The 18,472-nt window shown below is 43.6% G+C and carries 15 protein-coding genes; 13 read left to right on the top strand and 2 right to left on the bottom strand.

The genetic code is table 11. The annotated features are described in order from the left end of the window. Positions 1-183 precede the first annotated feature (183 nt). The 3 genes from NSS67_RS01660 (at position 184) to NSS67_RS01650 (ending at position 3,468) form a co-directional block, all read left to right on the top strand. Complete coding sequence (locus NSS67_RS01660; protein ID WP_339318049.1) at positions 184-867, top strand: Crp/Fnr family transcriptional regulator; 684 nt, start codon at positions 184-186, stop codon at positions 865-867. Positions 868-1,011: 144 nt separating this feature from the next. Beyond that, positions 1,012-1,635, top strand: a complete 624-nt coding sequence (locus NSS67_RS01655) for a hypothetical protein (protein ID WP_339318048.1) — start codon at positions 1,012-1,014, stop codon at positions 1,633-1,635. Positions 1,636-1,647: 12 nt separating this feature from the next. Further along, on the top strand, positions 1,648-3,468 hold the full coding sequence (locus NSS67_RS01650) for a cyclic nucleotide-binding domain-containing protein (protein WP_339318047.1): 1,821 nt from the start codon (positions 1,648-1,650) through the stop codon (positions 3,466-3,468). 276 nt (positions 3,469-3,744) lie between these two features. On the opposite strand, the gene NSS67_RS01645 is transcribed toward NSS67_RS01650, so the two are convergent. Further along, positions 3,745-4,809, bottom strand: coding sequence for a LacI family DNA-binding transcriptional regulator (locus NSS67_RS01645; RefSeq protein WP_339318046.1), 1,065 nt, complete (start codon positions 4,807-4,809; stop codon positions 3,745-3,747). 249 nt (positions 4,810-5,058) lie between these two features. Between NSS67_RS01645 and NSS67_RS01640 the strand changes: the two genes are divergently transcribed. The 6 genes from NSS67_RS01640 (at position 5,059) to NSS67_RS01615 (ending at position 12,759) form a co-directional block, all read left to right on the top strand. Beyond that, a complete protein-coding gene (locus tag NSS67_RS01640; protein ID WP_339318045.1) occupies positions 5,059-6,045 on the top strand; it encodes an ROK family protein in 987 nt (328 codons plus the stop codon). Then, the gene (locus tag NSS67_RS01635; RefSeq protein ID WP_339320473.1) at positions 6,038-8,464 is read left to right on the top strand and encodes a glycoside hydrolase family 9 protein; all 2,427 of its coding nucleotides are present in this window, start codon (positions 6,038-6,040) and stop codon (positions 8,462-8,464) included. The genes NSS67_RS01640 and NSS67_RS01635 overlap by 8 nt, the downstream gene beginning before the upstream one ends. 11 nt (positions 8,465-8,475) lie before the next feature. Further along, a complete protein-coding gene (locus tag NSS67_RS01630) occupies positions 8,476-9,558 on the top strand; it encodes an SIS domain-containing protein (protein WP_339320472.1) in 1,083 nt (360 codons plus the stop codon). A 30-nt stretch (positions 9,559-9,588) separates the two neighbouring features. Beyond that, on the top strand, positions 9,589-10,950 hold the full coding sequence (locus NSS67_RS01625; RefSeq protein WP_339318044.1) for an extracellular solute-binding protein: 1,362 nt from the start codon (positions 9,589-9,591) through the stop codon (positions 10,948-10,950). 94 nt (positions 10,951-11,044) lie between these two features. Continuing rightward, positions 11,045-11,929, top strand: coding sequence for a sugar ABC transporter permease (locus NSS67_RS01620; protein WP_339318043.1), 885 nt, complete (start codon positions 11,045-11,047; stop codon positions 11,927-11,929). 2 nt (positions 11,930-11,931) lie between these two features. Next, on the top strand, positions 11,932-12,759 hold the full coding sequence (locus NSS67_RS01615) for a carbohydrate ABC transporter permease (protein ID WP_339320471.1): 828 nt from the start codon (positions 11,932-11,934) through the stop codon (positions 12,757-12,759). Between the two features lie 85 nt (positions 12,760-12,844). Here NSS67_RS01615 and NSS67_RS01610 read toward each other — a convergent pair whose 3' ends face one another. Further along, positions 12,845-13,315 carry a MarR family transcriptional regulator gene (locus NSS67_RS01610; RefSeq protein WP_339318042.1) on the bottom strand — a complete coding sequence of 157 codons (471 nt, stop codon included), beginning with the start codon at positions 13,313-13,315 and terminating at the stop codon, positions 12,845-12,847. A gap of 289 nt (positions 13,316-13,604) precedes the next feature. Here NSS67_RS01610 and NSS67_RS01605 point away from each other — a divergent pair, with 289 nt between their 5' ends. The 4 genes from NSS67_RS01605 to NSS67_RS01590 all read left to right on the top strand — a co-directional run bounded on the left by NSS67_RS01605 (position 13,605) and on the right by NSS67_RS01590 (position 18,037). Continuing rightward, complete coding sequence (locus tag NSS67_RS01605) at positions 13,605-13,970, top strand: DoxX family protein (RefSeq protein ID WP_339318041.1); 366 nt, start codon at positions 13,605-13,607, stop codon at positions 13,968-13,970. Positions 13,971-14,128: 158 nt separating this feature from the next. After that, on the top strand, positions 14,129-15,517 hold the full coding sequence (locus NSS67_RS01600) for an MFS transporter (RefSeq protein WP_339318040.1): 1,389 nt from the start codon (positions 14,129-14,131) through the stop codon (positions 15,515-15,517). 1 nt (position 15,518) lies between these two features. Beyond that, positions 15,519-16,937, top strand: a complete 1,419-nt coding sequence (locus tag NSS67_RS01595; RefSeq protein WP_339318039.1) for an MDR family MFS transporter — start codon at positions 15,519-15,521, stop codon at positions 16,935-16,937. 230 nt (positions 16,938-17,167) lie between these two features. Then, entirely contained in the window at positions 17,168-18,037 is an 870-nt protein-coding gene (locus NSS67_RS01590) for a DMT family transporter (RefSeq protein WP_339318038.1), read from the top strand. The last annotated feature ends 435 nt before the right edge of the window (positions 18,038-18,472 follow it).

Raw genomic sequence — 18,472 nt, 5'->3', positions numbered from 1 at the left:
TAAAAATGTCACATAAAAATTTGATGACTGCTGTCACTATTTATTTCAATTTAAAAGAATTAAAATATAGGGTAGCCTTGATGTTTTAACTTTTGCTAGAGTTGGAGCCTAATGTGAAAATAAATAAATGCAAACTTATTTTGTCAAAAAACTTATTACTTACACTGGAGGCAGCTCTTGAAGATGAACCCACAACTGTTACGAGATTTCCCGTTCTTCGAACATCTTGATGATGGATATTTAGCTGAAATTGCCAAGTTATGTAGCGAGCGTACTTACATAAAAGGAGAGTCCATTTTTTTTGAAGGTGATGAGGGAGAGGAACTCTATCTGGTTATATCTGGAGTTGTTCAAATCTATCAAGATAACCTCTCAAGGGATGTAATCCTTTCTATTTTTAGAGAAGGTGATTTCTTTGGAGAAATGGCTTTGCTGCAAAATGAAAGAGCGCGCTCTGCTTCTGCAAGGACCATTGAGAAGTCCACCTTATGTATTTTGAAAAAACGCGATTTCATTCCCTTATTAAAAAATAATCCGGAAATACTGATCGGCATCTTGGAAACAGCCTTAGATCGTCTACGTGATGCCAATAAATTAATAACGGACTTGACCGTTCTCGACGTGCGTACGCGTATTGCTCGCGTGTTGTTGCGTCTAACAGAACAGCATGGAGTGTCCTCTGATGAAGGTGTTCTAATCGATTTGAAATTAACGCATCAACACCTGGCAGATATGACAGGAACGGCACGCGAGACCGTGACAAAGTCATTGCTTGAATTACAGAATGAGCAGTTGATACGTATTGATCAGAGGAAAATACTTGTGTGTAACATAGATAGACTTAGGAATATACTAGATGCAATTTGAGTTCTAATATTTGGAAAATGTAATGGTGGTTACAGACCATTAATCACCCTAAATGATATAACAATATTAACAAAGAAAGCGCATATTTGGATTTATTAATCGTAATGACACAGTGATCATCAATAAATGAAAAGAGGGAATGGAATGAGTGTGAAAAAATTGGTTTTATCTATGTCAGGTACTTTTGTACTGGGGATCATTGTAGGAGGGGCCTTGTTATATAACAATTCGGTTTATAACTCCGTTAAGGATGCCTTGAATGGAAATGCGACGCAAAATTCGGTAGGCAGTGTTAATATGGGCGGTATAACACAGGTTAACATTCAGGGTATGGATCTTGAAACAGCAATGATGGCTGTACAGAATAGTCGTACAAGTATGTTAGAGGATCAGTTGAAGAGTCAAATCGCAGACGTGCAAGCCAAGAATGAAAAAATCTCAAAATTGAATCAATTGATGGGAATTGTCAATGAAGAGCTTATGAAGCTTCCTTCAGGTGCTGCGGCCGACGCTGCTGTGAAGCTGGCAGATGACAAGGGTGCTATGTTTACGGATATGAGTATGGCTATACCTCAAACAAAAGGGGAACTTGAGAATCTGTTGGGACAAATCAAGTCAGAGATTGATAGTGCAAGCAATAGTCAGCAAATGGACATGCAGCGCTTACAAAGTTTATCGAATAAACGTAACGAAGCCTTCGATACAATGACAAATTTTATTAAAAAAATGGATGAGTCCAGAAGTAGTATTATAGGAAATATGCGGTGATGAGTTAAAACTATGATACCCAATGCTGCAGTCGATTTTCTACGTGATCATCCGTTATTACGAGGCGTTCCTGATGCGGAGCTACGAAATGTAATTAACGCTATACAACTTATGTCTTTAGAGGATGGACAACGACTTCTTATGGAAGAGTCCACCTCTAAGGACTGTTTCATTATATGGCAAGGGAAAGTGCAGGTCACCTCGGTTAATTTAGTTGGGAAGGCACTGCTCTTGGCTGAGCTTGGACCGGGAGAGTTAGTCGGAGAGATCGGTCTTATTCGGAACGTACAAAGATCAGCTAGTGTTACGGCAATCGGGCAAGTAGAAGCGTTGCGTTTAGACCGTCCGTCATTCGAATACTTGGCGAATCTGAGTCCGTTATTTTACGAGAGTGTGCTTGTGAACATACGGATCCGGATGATCCATAGTATGCTTCGTAAAGCGACAATCTGGTCGGTCATCCCTGATGCTGAGCTTCGGGGGCTTGCAGAGATTACAACGATCAAGAAAGTAACGAAGGGCGAAGAGATTATCGTGGAAGGTGCGGTAATAGATCAATTTCTCATGATTAGCAGCGGGAGTATCGAACTTCGCGGTCAAAAGCGGCGCAAGACGGTACTTCGAGAAGGGGATTTTTATGGAGAGACAGAGTTACTAACAGACACTGCTTCCTCGCACACGTTGATTGCGGTAGAAGATAGTGAATTACTGATCATGGGCAAGTTAGAATTCTTAACTATACTCGACTATTACGCTCCGGTTCGTCAACAGCTCATTGAGTTTCTAAATATGCGAACACCCCATCTGATGGAGAAAGTTACAATTGCTTTCGGCGAGGAGTCTGTTGCCCGGGATAATGAATCGTTACCTAAAGCCAAAGATAAGTGGATTGAGCAATTACTTTGGCTGGTAGGTGGATTCCTTGTCTTATCCTTCTTAGCACTGTTCCTTCATAGTCAATGGTGGAAGATCTCCGCCTTAATTGTTGGAGGTGTGGTGGGTCCCATAGCATTCGTAGCTTTTATAAGAAGTCAGCAGTTAATAGGCTTTCGTCAGATAAGGCTTGGTTTAGTTTTTGTGTCTACCGCGATTGTTGCTATCCCGCTGGCTTGGTATTTAGAGCGAACATGGCTGTTTGAAGTAAGAGCAAATTCCTTTGACTTTTCGCAGCTTTCCGTACCTTTGTCTGTAGCTATAATAGAAGAAACTGCTAAATTATTAATCTGTGTGATGCTCGTTCGAACGCGAAAAATCCAGTTTCTGATGGATGCAGTGGTATTTGGTGCCGCAGCAGGAATGGGATTCGCTGCAGTGGAAAGTATCATTTATGGATGGGTGCATCTAGACGAGGCCTCTTCACTTGGGATGCTCGCTGTCCTATGGATGAGAGCACTATTATCGCCCTTCGGTCATGGAACATGGACTGCGATTGCAACTGTGGGGATATGGTATGCAAGCAGCATGCATAAGAACTCGAATTTGGGGGGCGGCAAGCCATGGACGAGATGGCGACGTGCAATGGAGATGTTTTTGGCAGCAGTTGTGATGCATGCAATATGGAATTATCGCTTTGAATCGGGTTTGATGAAGGCGGGTGCTATGGCCGTAGTCGGGTTTATGGGCCTCTATTTATTGTTCTCACTTATTCGGAGGGGAAGAAGAGAAGAGTTCCATGCATTGAATATGTTAAATCCAACCACGCATGAGGCGATAAGGCATGACGATCAAGTGAAGCCTCTGACGCAGGAGCTTTATTGTGAAAACTGCGGGTCAATGTCTCCTCAGGGTACCCGCTACTGTGCACGCTGTGGCCAGGCATTAAGGATTAAATGATAGTTAACTCTAACGGAGAGTCAAAAGCTCAATAGGCGTACCGAATTTTCTCTTAATACGTCTCGCGTAGGATGAAATGATTCCTGGATTATGCAATAAGGCTGCCGAGACTGAACTAGAGCCGGATAAGATAAAGAACTCCGTTAAGCATGGACCAACGCTGTCGGGGATCGTTATGGACTCATTGAATTGATGATGGCTATTTTATGATAAATGCTAAAAAGTCACTGACCAGATCAGTGACTTTTTCATTCCTGTAAAAACTGTAGTAAACGATTAGTCCTTCGCGCCGCATGACTCACGAATCATCAGCTTCGGCGTGTGATGAATGGAGATCTTCTCCGCTGAGCCGTTCATGGCGCTGATTAGCTGCATGACAGCCATTCGCCCCAGATATTCATTATGCTGATCCAATGACGTAAGCCGTGGGATGCTGTACTCACTCTGCTCGAATTGGTCGCAGCTTGCGATGGCGATATCGTCAGGACACTTTAGTCCTGTATCCTGCATCGCCCGAATCGCTCCGATAGCAACCATATCGTTCATCGCAATCAATGCAGTAGGCAGTTGATCGCGTCCCAACTGGAGCAACTGCTTCATCGCTTCGTAGCCATCCGGTGCATAGTAATCAGAGGTTATAATATGCTCTTGTGCAATAGGCTTATCCAGTGCAGTCATAACCTGCTTGAAGGAATCGATCCGTGCCGTTGTAATGCGAATACCGGGCTCTCCGCCAATAAAGCCAATGCGCTCATGTCCTAGTGCAATCAGGTGGTGGACGATAGAGGATACCCCTTGTTTCAGGTTGCGCTCCATAAAGAGACACTCGCATCCTTCGATCTGCGTGCCAAGGATAATAACAGGAATGCGTGTATGTAATTGATTGAGGGCTTGAATATAGCTTTCGGGAATATCCTCACGGTCGATGACTCCGCCTAGAATGAGAACGCCATCCACCTGCTTCTCTAGAATCATCCGTATGTAGGATTCCTCAGAGAAAGTACCATTATCTTGTGCTTTCTTCTGCACAGACATCGTGTTGAATAGAAGTGTTGCATAGTTACTCTTTAGTGCAAAGCGCTGGATCTCCATAAATAACGAAGCGAAGTATGGATTGGTGATATCGGGAAGCATAATGCCAATATTTTTACTCGTATGATGAATCATGCCACGTGCATAGACACTCGGTGTATATTGGTGTTCGTCAATGATTCGCTGAATCCGCTCACGCTTCTTTGGCGAGACGGAGGGACTATTATTCAATACGCGTGATACGGTTGATACCGATACTCCGCATTTCTCCGCAATTTCTGATATCGTGATTTTCTTATTTTGTTTCAACGAAAGACCACCTTCTGTAAGCAATCGAATAAGTTTATTATACTGTATATGAGAACGCTTAACAAGCATATTTGGTAACGATACCACGATATTTTTTCGATTATTGATAGGTCAGTCATATACCTCTAAATGCGATAATACTAGTAAAATAATGTATTGACAGCCCTTTCATAATTTGATAATCTCGATTTACGAAAAAGATTTTCAGCTGTATTTGGTATCGCTACCAAATTAGAAGGAGATACACATATGGAAATTCCACATTCGATTATTGCAGTTGACTTAGGGGGGACGAAGATTCTTGTCGGTGAAGTAACTCCGACTGGTGAGGTGTTGCAAACGAAGTCGTATCCAAGTGATACAACAAACCAACATACTGCATTACAAGGAATTATTCATGCGATCAATGATTTTCAAACAGGGAGTGCCTTGATTGCCCGCGAGCAAATAGCGATTGGCATTGGCGTGGTTGGACGTGTGGATACACGCAATGGAATATGGCACGAGATACAACCCGACAAGAAGGAATCGATTAACGTAAATGAGCAGCTCAGACCTATTTTTCAATTGCCGTGCGGTGTAGATAATGATGTTGCTTGTGCGACGCACGCAGAGCAGACATTTGGCTGGGGCCAACAGTCGAAGAACTTTATTTACTTTAACATTGGAACAGGCATCGCGGCAGGAACAGTAGTGGATGGACACTACGTGGAAGGGAGCCACTTTAACGCTGGTGAAGTGGGACACATGGTCGTTGCGATGGATAGCGATGTGCGGTGTGGGTGTGGTCGCAAGGGCTGTGTTGAACGCATCGCTTCAGGTTTAGGTATGCACGAGCGTGTTGCTGCTTTGCTTCCAGAGTATCCGTCGACTGTGCTTGAACTCGTGGAAGGCAGGCGGATTGCTGCACAAACGATATTCGAAGCGGCAGAGCAAGCAGATCCACTTGCATCGCGCATTGTTGATGATGCGGCTCATGCAGCTGCGGCTGCGATTATGAATTTAGTGAGGGTGAGCGATCCCGATACGATTGTGCTTGGCGGCGGCGTTGCTCGAAATCCCTACTTTTTCGAGCGAATCAAGCAAGCGTTAAACCCGAGTACAATGCGATTTGTTACAAATGGACTGGTATATACGAAGGTAAAGAGCGAAGAAACGGGACTTGTTGGTGCAGCATTAGCTGGTCTCGCGGCAAGTCAATCAAGAAGCGGGGAGGGGCTAGGCAATGCTGAGTGAGCAGCTGCTGAGAGATATTAAGCAAACGGGTTACATCCATCGTCCGCTTCCTAGATACACCAAGCATTCATTAGAAGCAGCTCAGAAGCAGCTGGAAGTGCTTGATTCACGTATTTTATTTAGTGCAAAAGAGTCAGACGCTAGTAGATGGACATTCAAAGGTGTTGGCGAAATGAAGGTAGATCATGATGGGTCGTTGTCTATCACATCGCCTACCGTGATGCCACATTGGCCGGAAGGCGCACCAGAGGATGGAGATTACGTTAACTTTGGTGAAGCGTGGCTCGTACAGCGATTCCATCGTGAGAATTGGGAACCGTTCAATCGTATTGCAGTCGAGCTGAAAGCTGATTTTCAAGGCACTCCGAACACATACGTGATGATCAAATTCCGGAATGAAGGCGTAATTCCAATTCCAGATATTTATTTCCGTGAAGGTGTACATGGCATTAACTTGTCGAACACCGATTGGAACACGATTCATCTTAACATCGCGGAGCTGCCGCGAGATGTAATTACAGAGGTAGAGATCGGCTACTTCATTAATGGAAAAAGCCACGCGACAGGTGACTCTATGAAGCTTTCAGTGAGGTCGATTCAATTAGAGCTTGTCGATCAGCAGGAAGTGACGAAGGGCTGGTTACCAAGTCCGCGTGAAATTGTATTCTCTCATTCCGGATACCGGACAGATAGCGCCAAGACGGCATTAGCACAGCAGCTGGATACTGAGCATTTTCAGATCATTAGTGAGAAGAGCGGAAAATCCGTATATACAGGTACGATAGACCACGTTGAGACTGGTATCGGACAGTTTCAATTGATGGAATTCACAGAGGTTACGGCGGAAGGTCGTTATTATATCCAAGCTGACGAAATCGTCTCACATCCATTCACGATTGGGTCCTCTGCAAAGGTATGGCATGCTTCGATCTGGAAATCATTGAACTTCGTGTTCTGTGAACGTTGTGGTTATCCGGTTCCTGGCATTCATGGTACCTGTCATGCAGATATTATCGCAGAGCATAACGGGACGAAGCTTGCCTTCCACGGCGGTTGGCATGATGCGGGGGATGTGTCGCAGCAAATGATACAGACCGCTGAAGTGACGCTTGCATTATTTGAGTTAGCTGAGCGAATTGGGCCAATTGATGAGGATTTGTATCTTCGCTTATTGGAGGAAGGCGAGTGGGGTCTTGATTTTCTGCTAAAAACTAGATACGGTGACGGCTATCGTGCAACTAGTGCGGGAATTACACGTTGGACGGACGGTCGCATTGGCAATATGGATGACTGCGCCGCACGTGTGCATAATCAAGCCTATGAGAATTTTTATTGTTCAGGAATTGAGGCCTTTATTCAATCCCGCCTCCCTGACGAGGCCTTATCCAAGCGTCTACTCGAGATAGCGAAGGAAGACTTCCAATATGCGCTCGATGTCTTTACAGAGGCTGGCTTCGATCAGAAGCCAATCTTCTGGGAACATACGTATCAAACTTCTGAGAGCTTATTCATGGCTACGGCCTCCTGGGCAGCCTCGATGTTATACATGGCAACTCAGGATGAGCTCTATGCAGAGAAGGCGGTTGAATTTATCCGTTATGTGGAGCAGTCACAGGAGTTAGAAGGCATCCCTCTTCAGGATGGAACGTCATTCCTAGGCTTCTTCTACCGCAATACGGATAAAAAGGTCATTCAGCACTTCAACCATCAGGCTCGCGAACATCTGTACCTGCAGGCTTTGGTCAGTGTACACGAGACACAGCCTAACCACGGGGAAGCCGCTGACTGGCTTCAATCGATTCAAGCGTACGGATTGTATCTAAAAAAATTAAGCTCGTATACGGCGCCATATCCGATGATCTCAAGCGGCCTTTATCATGTGGATGAGCACCTAGATGAGAGAAGCTTTGGGCACCAGCATTTGCTCGTGGATGAGCGTGCGCATGACGACTACAAGCTTCAATTGCAAGAAGGTGTTCAATTAACGGAGGGGATGTACTTACGCCGTTTCCCGGCATGGTTCTCTTTCAAAGGAAATAATGCGATCGTGTTGTCCACAGGCAAAGCGGCTTCGATCGCCGGGCAATATTTGAAGGACCAAGAGCTCTTGGATATTGCAGAGGGTCAGCTGCATTGGATTGTTGGGAAAAATCCATTCGGTCAATCACTCATGTACGGTGAAGGCTACCGTTACGCGCAGCAATATTCCGTATTAAGCGGTGAAATGACAGGAGAGCTTCCTGTGGGTGTTCAAACGTTCGGCAACGAGGACGTCCCTTATTGGCCGCAATTCAACAACGCCACTTATAAGGAAGTTTGGGTCGGACTTGCAGGCAAATGGATGTCCATATTGGCAGATTTGTATGCAGCAGACACTTCTTCCACTGCAGAATCATTCGAAGCAGAGGAGGTACGATAATGAATCTTGATTTGAAGCCGACGATGATGACCTACATTCATGAGGAAGAGTCAATGTCTCGCAGCATTCTTGCTTCCTACCCGGACAATGTGGCAGCCTTCGCAGCGAAAGCTGGGACGAAAGCGGATTGGCTAGTGTTCGCAACAGGTTCAAGTATAAATGCAGCACTCAGTGCGAAATATTTTATCGAGCGATTGGCTGACGTTCGAATTGATATCCGTGAGCCATTTCATTTTACAAACTATGAATCGTTTAGTCCGTACACAGATCTCGTCGTAGCGATATCTCAGAGTGGTCAGAGCACGTCGACAATCGGTGCGCTAGAGCGAACTCGCCAAGAAACAGAGCTTACGACGATTGCACTCACAAGTGATGTGAATGCTGAAATCTCGACAGTAGCTGACATCACAATTGATATAGGCTGCGGGAAAGAGAAAGTGGGCTTCGTGACAAAGGGCTTTCTTGCCACCGTCTTCACGTTAATGTTAGCTGGTCTCCGAATTGCTGTGATGAATGGCAAGGTTACTCAGGAGAAGGAGCAAGAAATATTGCGTCAGTTCGAGCAAGCGATTGATGCGATTCCATTAACGATTGTGAAGACGGAGCAATTTTTTGATAGACATAGAGACGAATTTGTTACCGCACCTCGCTTTACAGCAATTGGCTATGGGCCTGTATTCGGAACGATCAAAGAATTCGAGACAAAATTCTGTGAGACGGTTCGTATGCCTTCGCAAGGGATTGAGCTGGAGGCCTTCATGCATGGTCCTTACTTGGAGGTGAATCCCGAGCACCGAATATTCTTCCTAGAGATAGGAGGCAAGGCGCAAGAGAGGCTCGTGCTGCTGCACGACTATGAGAGTAAGTATACAAACTATACGTATACTTTGTCGCTGAGCCGCGCAAGTGATGAACGCACGATTGGTCTAGAGCTTGATTTAACAGAAGAAATGGCACCTTTCATCATGATCATTCCGTTCCAAATTCTAGGCCATCATATTGCAACCGCAAAAGGAATTGAGCTTCGCAATCGGATATATACCGATTTTGGAGTGGCAATGAAGAGCAAGACGAAGCCAGGAGATTATGCTTAATAAATCATTCATAATTTGGGGGTCATATTAATGAAGAAGAATGTACTTGTGCTAATGTCTTTGATGCTCATATCTTCCATTGCAGTAGCTGGTTGTGGTTCTAAAACAGATAATGGATCATCTGCAAGCGGCGAAACTTCCGATTCCACACAAGGAAAGCCTTTTGAGATCACATTCCGTCATGCTCTGATCGGGGAAAGAAGGCAGGGTACTCTAGATTTAACAATGGAAGCAGTCAAGAAGATGGAGTCAGAGGTTCCTGGGTTAAAGGTGAAAATGGATGGCGTAGATGGTGAAGTCAACCGTAAAGATAAAATCAGAGGTGAAATGGCGTCAGGAAACGTGCCAGAGATCTTTGATGCATTCGGTAGCCCTGATGTGAAGACTTTTGCGAAGGAAGGCAAAGTACTGGATATTACGCCGATTCTTGAAGAGCTCGGAATCAAAGATAAATTCCTTAATCTCGATGCATGGTCTGTCGATGGCAAAGTATACGGGCTGCCAATGTCAGCGAGCGCTGAGGGCGTATTCTACAACAAAGAGTATTTTGCATCAAAAGGTTTCGAAGTACCTAAAACTTACGATGAATTGTTAGCGCTTATGGACAAAATTAAAGCGGATGGCAAAATTCCATTCTCATCTGCTTCTAAGTCCGCATGGGTACCACTGATGCTGACCAACCAAATTTGGTCACGCCTTGCAGGTCCAGAAGTAACTGCGAAATTCTCGACTGGCGAAGCGAAATGGACCGATCCGGCAGTGACGGAAGCGTTCAAAATTCATCAAGATTGGGTGAATAAGGGTTACTTCAAGAAGGGTGAGCTTGGCCTTGAGTATGTTGACTACAACACCCAATTTATTAATGGCGATTCTGCTATGATGTTTGACGGCAGTTGGGCAGCTTCATTATTCCAGGAAGGTGGAGCGGGCGTTAGTCTTGCTGGCAAGATCGGCTTTTTCAACTTTCCTCCGATGCCTGGCGGTGTAGGTGATCAGACGTCCATCATGCAGGATATGAATAATGGTTATGCATTCTCAGCGGAAGTAGCCAAAAATCCGCAAAAGCTCGCAGCTGTGAAATCGTTCATTAAAAACTTCTACACCGAAGATATGCAGATGCGTTTCCTCGTTGAACGCGGATCGTTGCCTTGCATGAAGCTAGACGAAGCAAAAGTGAAGGAACAGGTAAAAGACCCAATGATGCAAGAGATTATGATGATGCTGCTTCATTCGGAATCTTCTTACGCTGCATTTGATGCTTTGGTACCTGCTGATGTAACAACAGAAATCGGTAATCAAATTCAAAAAATAATCAGCAACATAACAACACCTGAGGAGGCAACCGCTGCGATTCAAAAAGTTCAAGATGAGGCGAATGCTGACGCAGAATAAATTTTATAGGTTGTGACCATAAGGGCGCCCTTATAGTAAGAAAGGGTGCCCTTAGATCATCAAGATGATAAATTGGCAAGGTGGTGTGAGTGATATGAATAAAGCCTTAAGAAATCCAATGACATATATACTGTTTGTTATTCCAGGTATGCTGCTACTCTTCATGTTTTTTGTTTATCCGCTCATTAGCTCGCTCTATTACGGCTTTACGAACTGGAACGGTATCTCAGATCATGTGAAGCTGGTTGGCTTTAGAAACTTTTCCAAAGCACTTTCAGACCCGGCGTTCTGGAGTTCAGTAAAAAACAACGGTTATTTCATATTATTCTCTGTATTTATACAAGTTCCGATTACAATCGTTGCTTCATTAATGATTGCGAATGTAAAGAAGCTTCAAGGCTTATACAAGACGGCGATCTTTATGCCTACCGTCATGTCAACCGCTGTAATCGGTATATTATGGGGGTTCATTTATAACTATGATGTCGGTTTGCTGAACAAGATTATAGTATTCTTTGGCGGACAACCGGTCGATTGGTTAGGTAGCCCGAAGACAGCGATGCTGTCTATACTAATTACAAACTGTTGGCAATGGGCAGGCTTCTATATCGTAATGATTCTTGCAGCAATACTTACGATTCCTAAAGAGCTCGATGAAGCTGCCATGATTGACGGCGCAACCGGCCTCCAACGCGTAAGAAGGATCACGATGCCTCTCATTATGCCTGTAATCAGTGTTGTGATTATGCTCTCCATTGCAGGTTCAATGAAAGCAGCCGATATTATTATCGTCATGACAAAGGGCGGTCCTGCAAGCTCGACTGACGTAATGGCCACTTATATGATCAAGTACGCGATCACCAACTTTAAGTATGGGTACGGCAACGCATTATCCTTCATCATCTTTATTTTCACGATGGTGGTTACAGTTCTATATCAGGTCTTAATTGCAAAACGTGCCGAAAGGATTGATTACTAATGATGAATGCGCTGAAAAAAAGCGGGAATCACATATTTTTAATGGCGTATCTGCTCATCATTTTGTTCCCATTTCTTTTCGTAGTCTTTTCTTCCTTAAAATTGAACAATGCAGAGATTGCGTTAAGTCCGTTCGGGCTGCCTAAAGAGTTTCATTGGGGAAACTATGTTGATGCATGGGTAAATGCGAAGATTAACGTTTATTTCTTTAATAGTCTATACATCTCGGTAGTATCGTCATGTCTGACGATTATCATCTCATCCATGATTGGATTCGCTCTAACGCGCATGAAGTATAACAAGATCAGTGCAATCTTATACAGTGTCGTATTGCTGGGAATGCTGATTCCAAATACATCCTTGATGCTTCCAATCTATCTATTGCTGCAAAAAATCGGAGTATTGAATACCCATCTTGCCCTCATTATCCCGTATGTTGCAAATGCGATACCATTATCTACGATTATTATCGCCGCTTTCATGCGCTCATTGCCCGCAGAAATCGAAGAGGCGTCTGTTATTGATGGACTCACTGCAAAGGGAATCTTCGCGAGAATAGCCTTGCCCTTAGTAGGACCGGCGCTCGTTACGGTATTTATCATGTCCTTCTTAGGGAATTGGAATGAATTCTTGCTTGCGAATTACTTCCTATCGGACGATAATTTACGTACTTTGCCTGTTGGAATGGTTCAGTTCCGGGATGCCAAGCTGTCTAACTACGCGCAAATGTCTGCAGGTATCGTATTCTGTGTGGTGCCTGTCATGCTTATTTATAGCGTATTGCAAAAGCAAATTATTGAAGGCGTTACGGCGGGAAGTGTAAAGGGGTAATATCGAATACTAGAGATACCTCATCAGGAAAAGCCACAACCATGTGCGGTTGTGGTTTTTTACTGTTCCTCGACTTGGCTCCGACTCACTTAGCTTCTTCACATAACTCGGAAATGGCTTTGTCTTTGGTTAGCTGCAATAGAAGGTCATAAAATTGCTTTCGTTGCTCTTGCGAAAGATTTTCCAGCATGTTGTCAGCGACTTTATCTTGGAAAGCAAGGTTTTGCTCAATAGTAGATTGGGCAAGCTCCGTAAGCTGAATCAGCGTAGCTCGTCGGTCGGTCGGATCAGGAATTCGAACGAGGAGCTTATCCTGTTCGAGTGCATCAACAAAGTCGGTAACGGTACGTGCTTTTATCCCTAGCTTAACAGCTAACTCATTCATCCGAATCTTGCCTGCCTCGGCAACGACTGAGAGCAGACGTAACCTAGGACCAGTGAGATGATAAGGTGTATCGAGCGCTAATAACTGGGATTGAAATTCTGTTTTAATGTAATTGGTTGATCTCATTAATATGTGGATGACGTCTATCGCCTTTGGATACTCTGAGTTCATGAATGTATTACCTCCTTGACTTTTTTGACAATTTTTTATATTCTCAATTTTGTGAGAATAGTGAATATGAGGGAGCTCTTAATGAGTATCCTCTTTATATTATACCCTCATAAGGCATAAACAGCTATAGTTCGGTGTAAGAGAGTATTTATATTCTTGCTGAACCGCTATTTTCATAGTTGATTTTAATGATGGAGAGTGTGGTGATTGACGTAAAAAGTGATATGTCTTGTATTTGTAAACAAGCACTAAAGGATAATAATAACTATAAAATTGTGGGGGATTTTACATGGCTATTATAGCACTAGTATTGCAATGCTTATTAATTTTTGCTTTTTTCTTCTCGGGAATATCTAAGTTAGCAGGGGCCAAAATGCAAGTGGACACCTTCTCTCACTTGGGATTACCCCAATGGTTCAGAGTGGCAACAGGTTTGATCGCCTTGGTAGGTGTTGTAGGTCTGATTATTGGTTTTTGGAATGAGGGAGTCCTCGCGATTGCTGCATTATGGCTGGCTTGCATCATGCTAGGGGCGGTACTGTTCCATATTCGTTCTAGTGATCCAATTGGTAAAATAATTCCGGCAGTAGTGCTCATGATTTTAGCCCTAATTCTTGCATGTTTTCATGTTTCTGCGTTGTTAAATCTTATGTGAGGCTAGTGTATAGCTTTAACGGGTTCAAAGTAAATTATAAGACTTGACACAAAAGAAAATAATGAGTATCCTCAGTAATATAATATACTGAGTATACTCATTATTTATCTTTTTACTTATACTTAGTTATGAATTCAATCAGAAAAGAGGTTTAGATTATGACGGATACATCATCACAAAATGCAGATAAGCTGCTAAAAATACTTGTAGTTACCTTAATATTCTCGGTTATGAACGGTACGATGTTCAATGTAGCTCTCCCTGAAATCGGAAAAGAGTTCAATCTCGTGCCTTCGCAAGTTAGTTGGATTATGACCAGTTATATGGTGGTATACGCGGTAGGATCCATCGTAATGGGGAAATTGGCGGATAAATATCGGCTGAAGGATTTGTTAACGTACGGACTTCTTATTTTCGCTCTCGGTTCATTAATTGGTCTGCTTGCTAGTGAGTTTTGGATTATTATTTTGGGGCGTGTAGTTCAGGCTGCCGGTGCTTCCGTTCTTCCTGCAACTGCAATGATCATTCCAATTCGATATTTTGCTCCTGAGAAGAGGGGGCGGGCGCTCGGAACATCTGCGATTGGGATGGCGCTTGGTAATGCTTTGGGGCCAGTCGCAGCAGGACTGATCACCAGCTTTGGGAATTGGAGACTTATGTTCGTCTTTTCCTTGCTTCCGCTACTGACGCTACCTTTTTTTCGGAAGTATTTAGATAATGCCAAAGGGAAGGCAGGAAGTATTGATGTTCTTGGTGGCGGGTTACTAGCTGCAGCAGTGGCAATCTTCTTGCTTGCAATCACACAGATGCAAGTGTGGTTGTTCCTCGGAGGACTTGTCTTGCTAGCCTTATTCATCATTCGGATTCGGAAAGCTGTGGAGCCCTTTATTAAACCGGTCTTGTTCCGTAACAAAACCTATTCGATAGGGCTGCTGCTTGCTTTTACTACGACAGCTATGAGCTTTAGCATGACATTCATGACACCACAATTTTTAGCGACAGTGAATGGTTTGACCCCTTCGACCATTGGTTTCGTGTTAGTGCCAGCTGCAATTGCTTCAGCTATTATGGGACGCAAGGGAGGCAGGTTGGCTGACGATCGCGGTAATTTCGCACTTGTGTTCGTCGCCTCGGTATTGTTATTTCTAGCTTTCTCCCTACTATCTACTTTTATTGGGGTATCAGCATATTTTATTGCCATCATATTAATATTAGGAAACGTGGGTCAGACTTTCATGCAAATCTCAATGTCCAATACGATTTCGCGGACGTTGCCAAAAGAGGAAACCGGAGTTGGTATGGGATTACTCTCTATGATCAATTTTATCTCTGGCGCAATGGCCATGAGTGTGGTCGGGAAAATACTCGACAAAGGCACTGCTGCAGTGCAGTTCAATCCTTTGAATACTAATGCTACTGCCCATGTGTATAGTAACATTTTCCTTGTCATGTCCCTGCTGGTTATTGCTGTAGTTATGCTTTACCGTTATCAGTTTGGCACGGGTGCTCCCGGATCGATAAAGAAAAAGAAAGAAGCTGAGGTTTAATATGAGTAAGGAGTTAGACAATGTGAAGAGACTTCCAATCTTGATATCTTTAATCATTGGGGCATTCTTTTCCTTATTGAACGAAACGCTGTTAAGCGTCGCTTTTCCTCAATTAATGATTGAACTTAATGTCTCGGCATCGACTATGCAATGGCTCACAACGGGGTATATGCTGGTTGTTGCCGTACTGATTCCTGCTTCCGCCTTGCTGGTGCAATGGTTTACAACAAGGCAGGTGTTTCTAGGCGCTATGATCGTGTTCACGCTGGGAACTTTGGTTAGTGGAATTGCCCCCGGCTTTTCTATTCTCTTGTTCGGTCGCTTATTGCAAGCGGCAGGTACCGGATTAATGATGCCAGTACTCATGAATACGATTCTCTTAATCTATCCTCCAGAAAAAAGAGGAGCGGCCATGGGGAGTATCGGACTCGTCATGATGTTCGCACCTGCTATTGGCCCAACACTTTCGGGTATCATTCTAGAATCCTTCGAATGGAGATGGCTATTTTATATCGTCCTGCCCTTTGCGCTCTTCTCCATTATTTTCGCATTCATTTATTTAAAGAATGTCTCTCAGCCTACCAAACCAAAAGTCGATGTGTTCTCCATTATTTTATCTACAATCGGGTTTGGTGGAGTCGTATATGGATTTAGCAGTTCCGGTGAGGGATGGGGCAGCCTACAGGTATACGGAATGATATTGCTGGGTCTTGCAGCGCTCCTCATGTTCGTGCTTCGTCAATTGAAATTAATAGAGCCGCTACTAGATCTTCGAGCGTTCAAATATCCAATGTTTACTTTAACAACGATTCTATTGTGTATCATGATGATGACGATGTTCTCGACGATGTCACTGTTACCCTTCTTATTTCAGGGGGCTCTGGGCTTGACCGTCTATGCATCAGGTCTGATCATGCTGCCGGGTAGTCTCTTGAACGGGCTTCTTTCTCCGATTACGGGAAAGGTGTTTGACCGCTTTGGTCCGAGAGCGTTGATTATTCCTGGAGCTGTGCTGTTAGCGGTCGTGATGTGGTTCTTCACGCAGGTGACAGCCAATACGCCTAAGATGACTTTTATCATCCTGCATGTCAGTATGATGGTTTCCATCTCCATGATCATGATGCCTGCGCAAACCAATGGGTTAAACCAACTTCCGCGGAGATATTATCCTCACGGAACGGCTATTCTTAATACCTTGTCCCAGGTAGCGGGTGCGATTGGAGTTGCGTTCTTCATCAGCATTATGACCTCCGGGCAACGCAGCTATCTGGAGCAATCCGCTGATCCGGCGGCTCCGACTCAAATAACCGAGGCCATGGTTTCTGGTGTGCATAATGCATTTCTGATCGGGTTTGCTTTTGCTATCCTTGCGGTTGTTGTAGCGTTCTTTACGAAGCGTTCTCAGAATCCGGAGGAATAGGGGACGGGAACAAGTGAAGCCTCATGTTCCGGTGAGTACGGGAATTATTTCCTCTATAAACTAAGCGCATGAAGAAACCATGGAGGTTATAATAGATACAAAGAAGAACCGATGCTTACTAACCAACAGTACAATAGACCCCGTATCTTACGATGGGTGGGGTCTATTTTTTTTGGCGTAAAGCTGTTATGGGAAAACTGTGGAGTCGGTATTATTGAAAGGTGATTTAAATGTTAAAAGCTTATGGTTGGCTCACTTTTTGTGTAGTCGTATGGGGTAGCAATTTTGTGTTTGGAAAGATCTTAGTTCAGGACTTCTCCCCTGGTCTGTTAACTTCACTGAGACTTTTGTTTATAGTGTTATTTCTAGTTGGAATAACGGCTTATAAAAAGAATTTTAAGCTGGTGAGTAAATCGGATGTACTACTAATTTTATCTCTAGGTGTTATTGGAGTGTTTATAAATCAATGGTCCTTTTTTAAAGGGCTGCAAACAGCTGATCCAACAACATCTGCAATAATTTTAGCTATGACTCCTATTTTAGCGGGTTTGTTAGCTGCTCTTTTTTTAAAAGAGAAATTAACGGTCCGTATGTTGTTGGGGTCCATTCTAGCAATCATCGGCATTTATTTTGTCGTCGTAAAAGGTGGATCGTCCTCTTTGCATTTTGATAAAGGACTACTGTGGATCGTTGTAACAATGATAACATTTGCAATTATGATTATTATGACTAGGGTTCTCTCGCAAAGAATAGATCCGCTCACGATTACTTTATATTCTAATCTGGTAGGCTTTATTGTATCGATCCCGTTTGCCTTCTCGCTAGATACACCTTTACGAATGAGTTCTAATATTACGGATTGGGCGTTGTTGATCGGAACTGCCGTTGTTGTACATGGCATAGCCACGCTTATTTGGAATAACAATATTCGGCATGTTGATGCCTCAAAAGCGTCTGTATTATCTAATCTAGAGCCTTTTGTAGCCATGATTATGGGATTAATATTACTGTACAAACCAATTACCGGTGTAGAAGTATTAGGATCTTTGTTTATTTTAGTAGGAGTTATGCTATCTGCGTATCAAAGAAAAATACGATAGAAGCGTATATTGGCGAGGAAATCGGAGATTCACTAATTCTCCGGGTTATAACCCTCGTTATTACCAATTACGCAGAAAAAGGATTTGGATTTATCGAATGTCGGAAAACTCTAATATAGAGCTCAGAGTCCCAAACAATATGTTTGGGGCTTTTTTTATTTGTGTTCAGGGTATAACGGGGATGCAGATGTGTTATTTTCGGACAGGGGATCGCTGCAGCTCACCCCCATCATGTAGATTCACAACCGAATGAGGTAATGGATTATCATACCATAAAATGTAAAAATGTTACATGACAATTTGATGACTGACGTCACTATTTATCGTATTTTAAAAGAATTAATATATAGATTGGATATAGTCACTGAAGGTGGCATGACCTTGATCCGCAGGAAACTTACAGATCAATCTAGCGGTGCTTCAGCTAGCCGGAGG

Origin of the sequence: Paenibacillus sp. FSL R10-2734, from assembly GCF_037963865.1 — a bacterium.
Classification (GTDB): domain Bacteria; phylum Bacillota; class Bacilli; order Paenibacillales; family Paenibacillaceae; genus Paenibacillus_AQ.
Note: the sequence above shows the minus strand (reverse complement) of the source record. Positions and strands in the feature narration are given on the sequence as shown.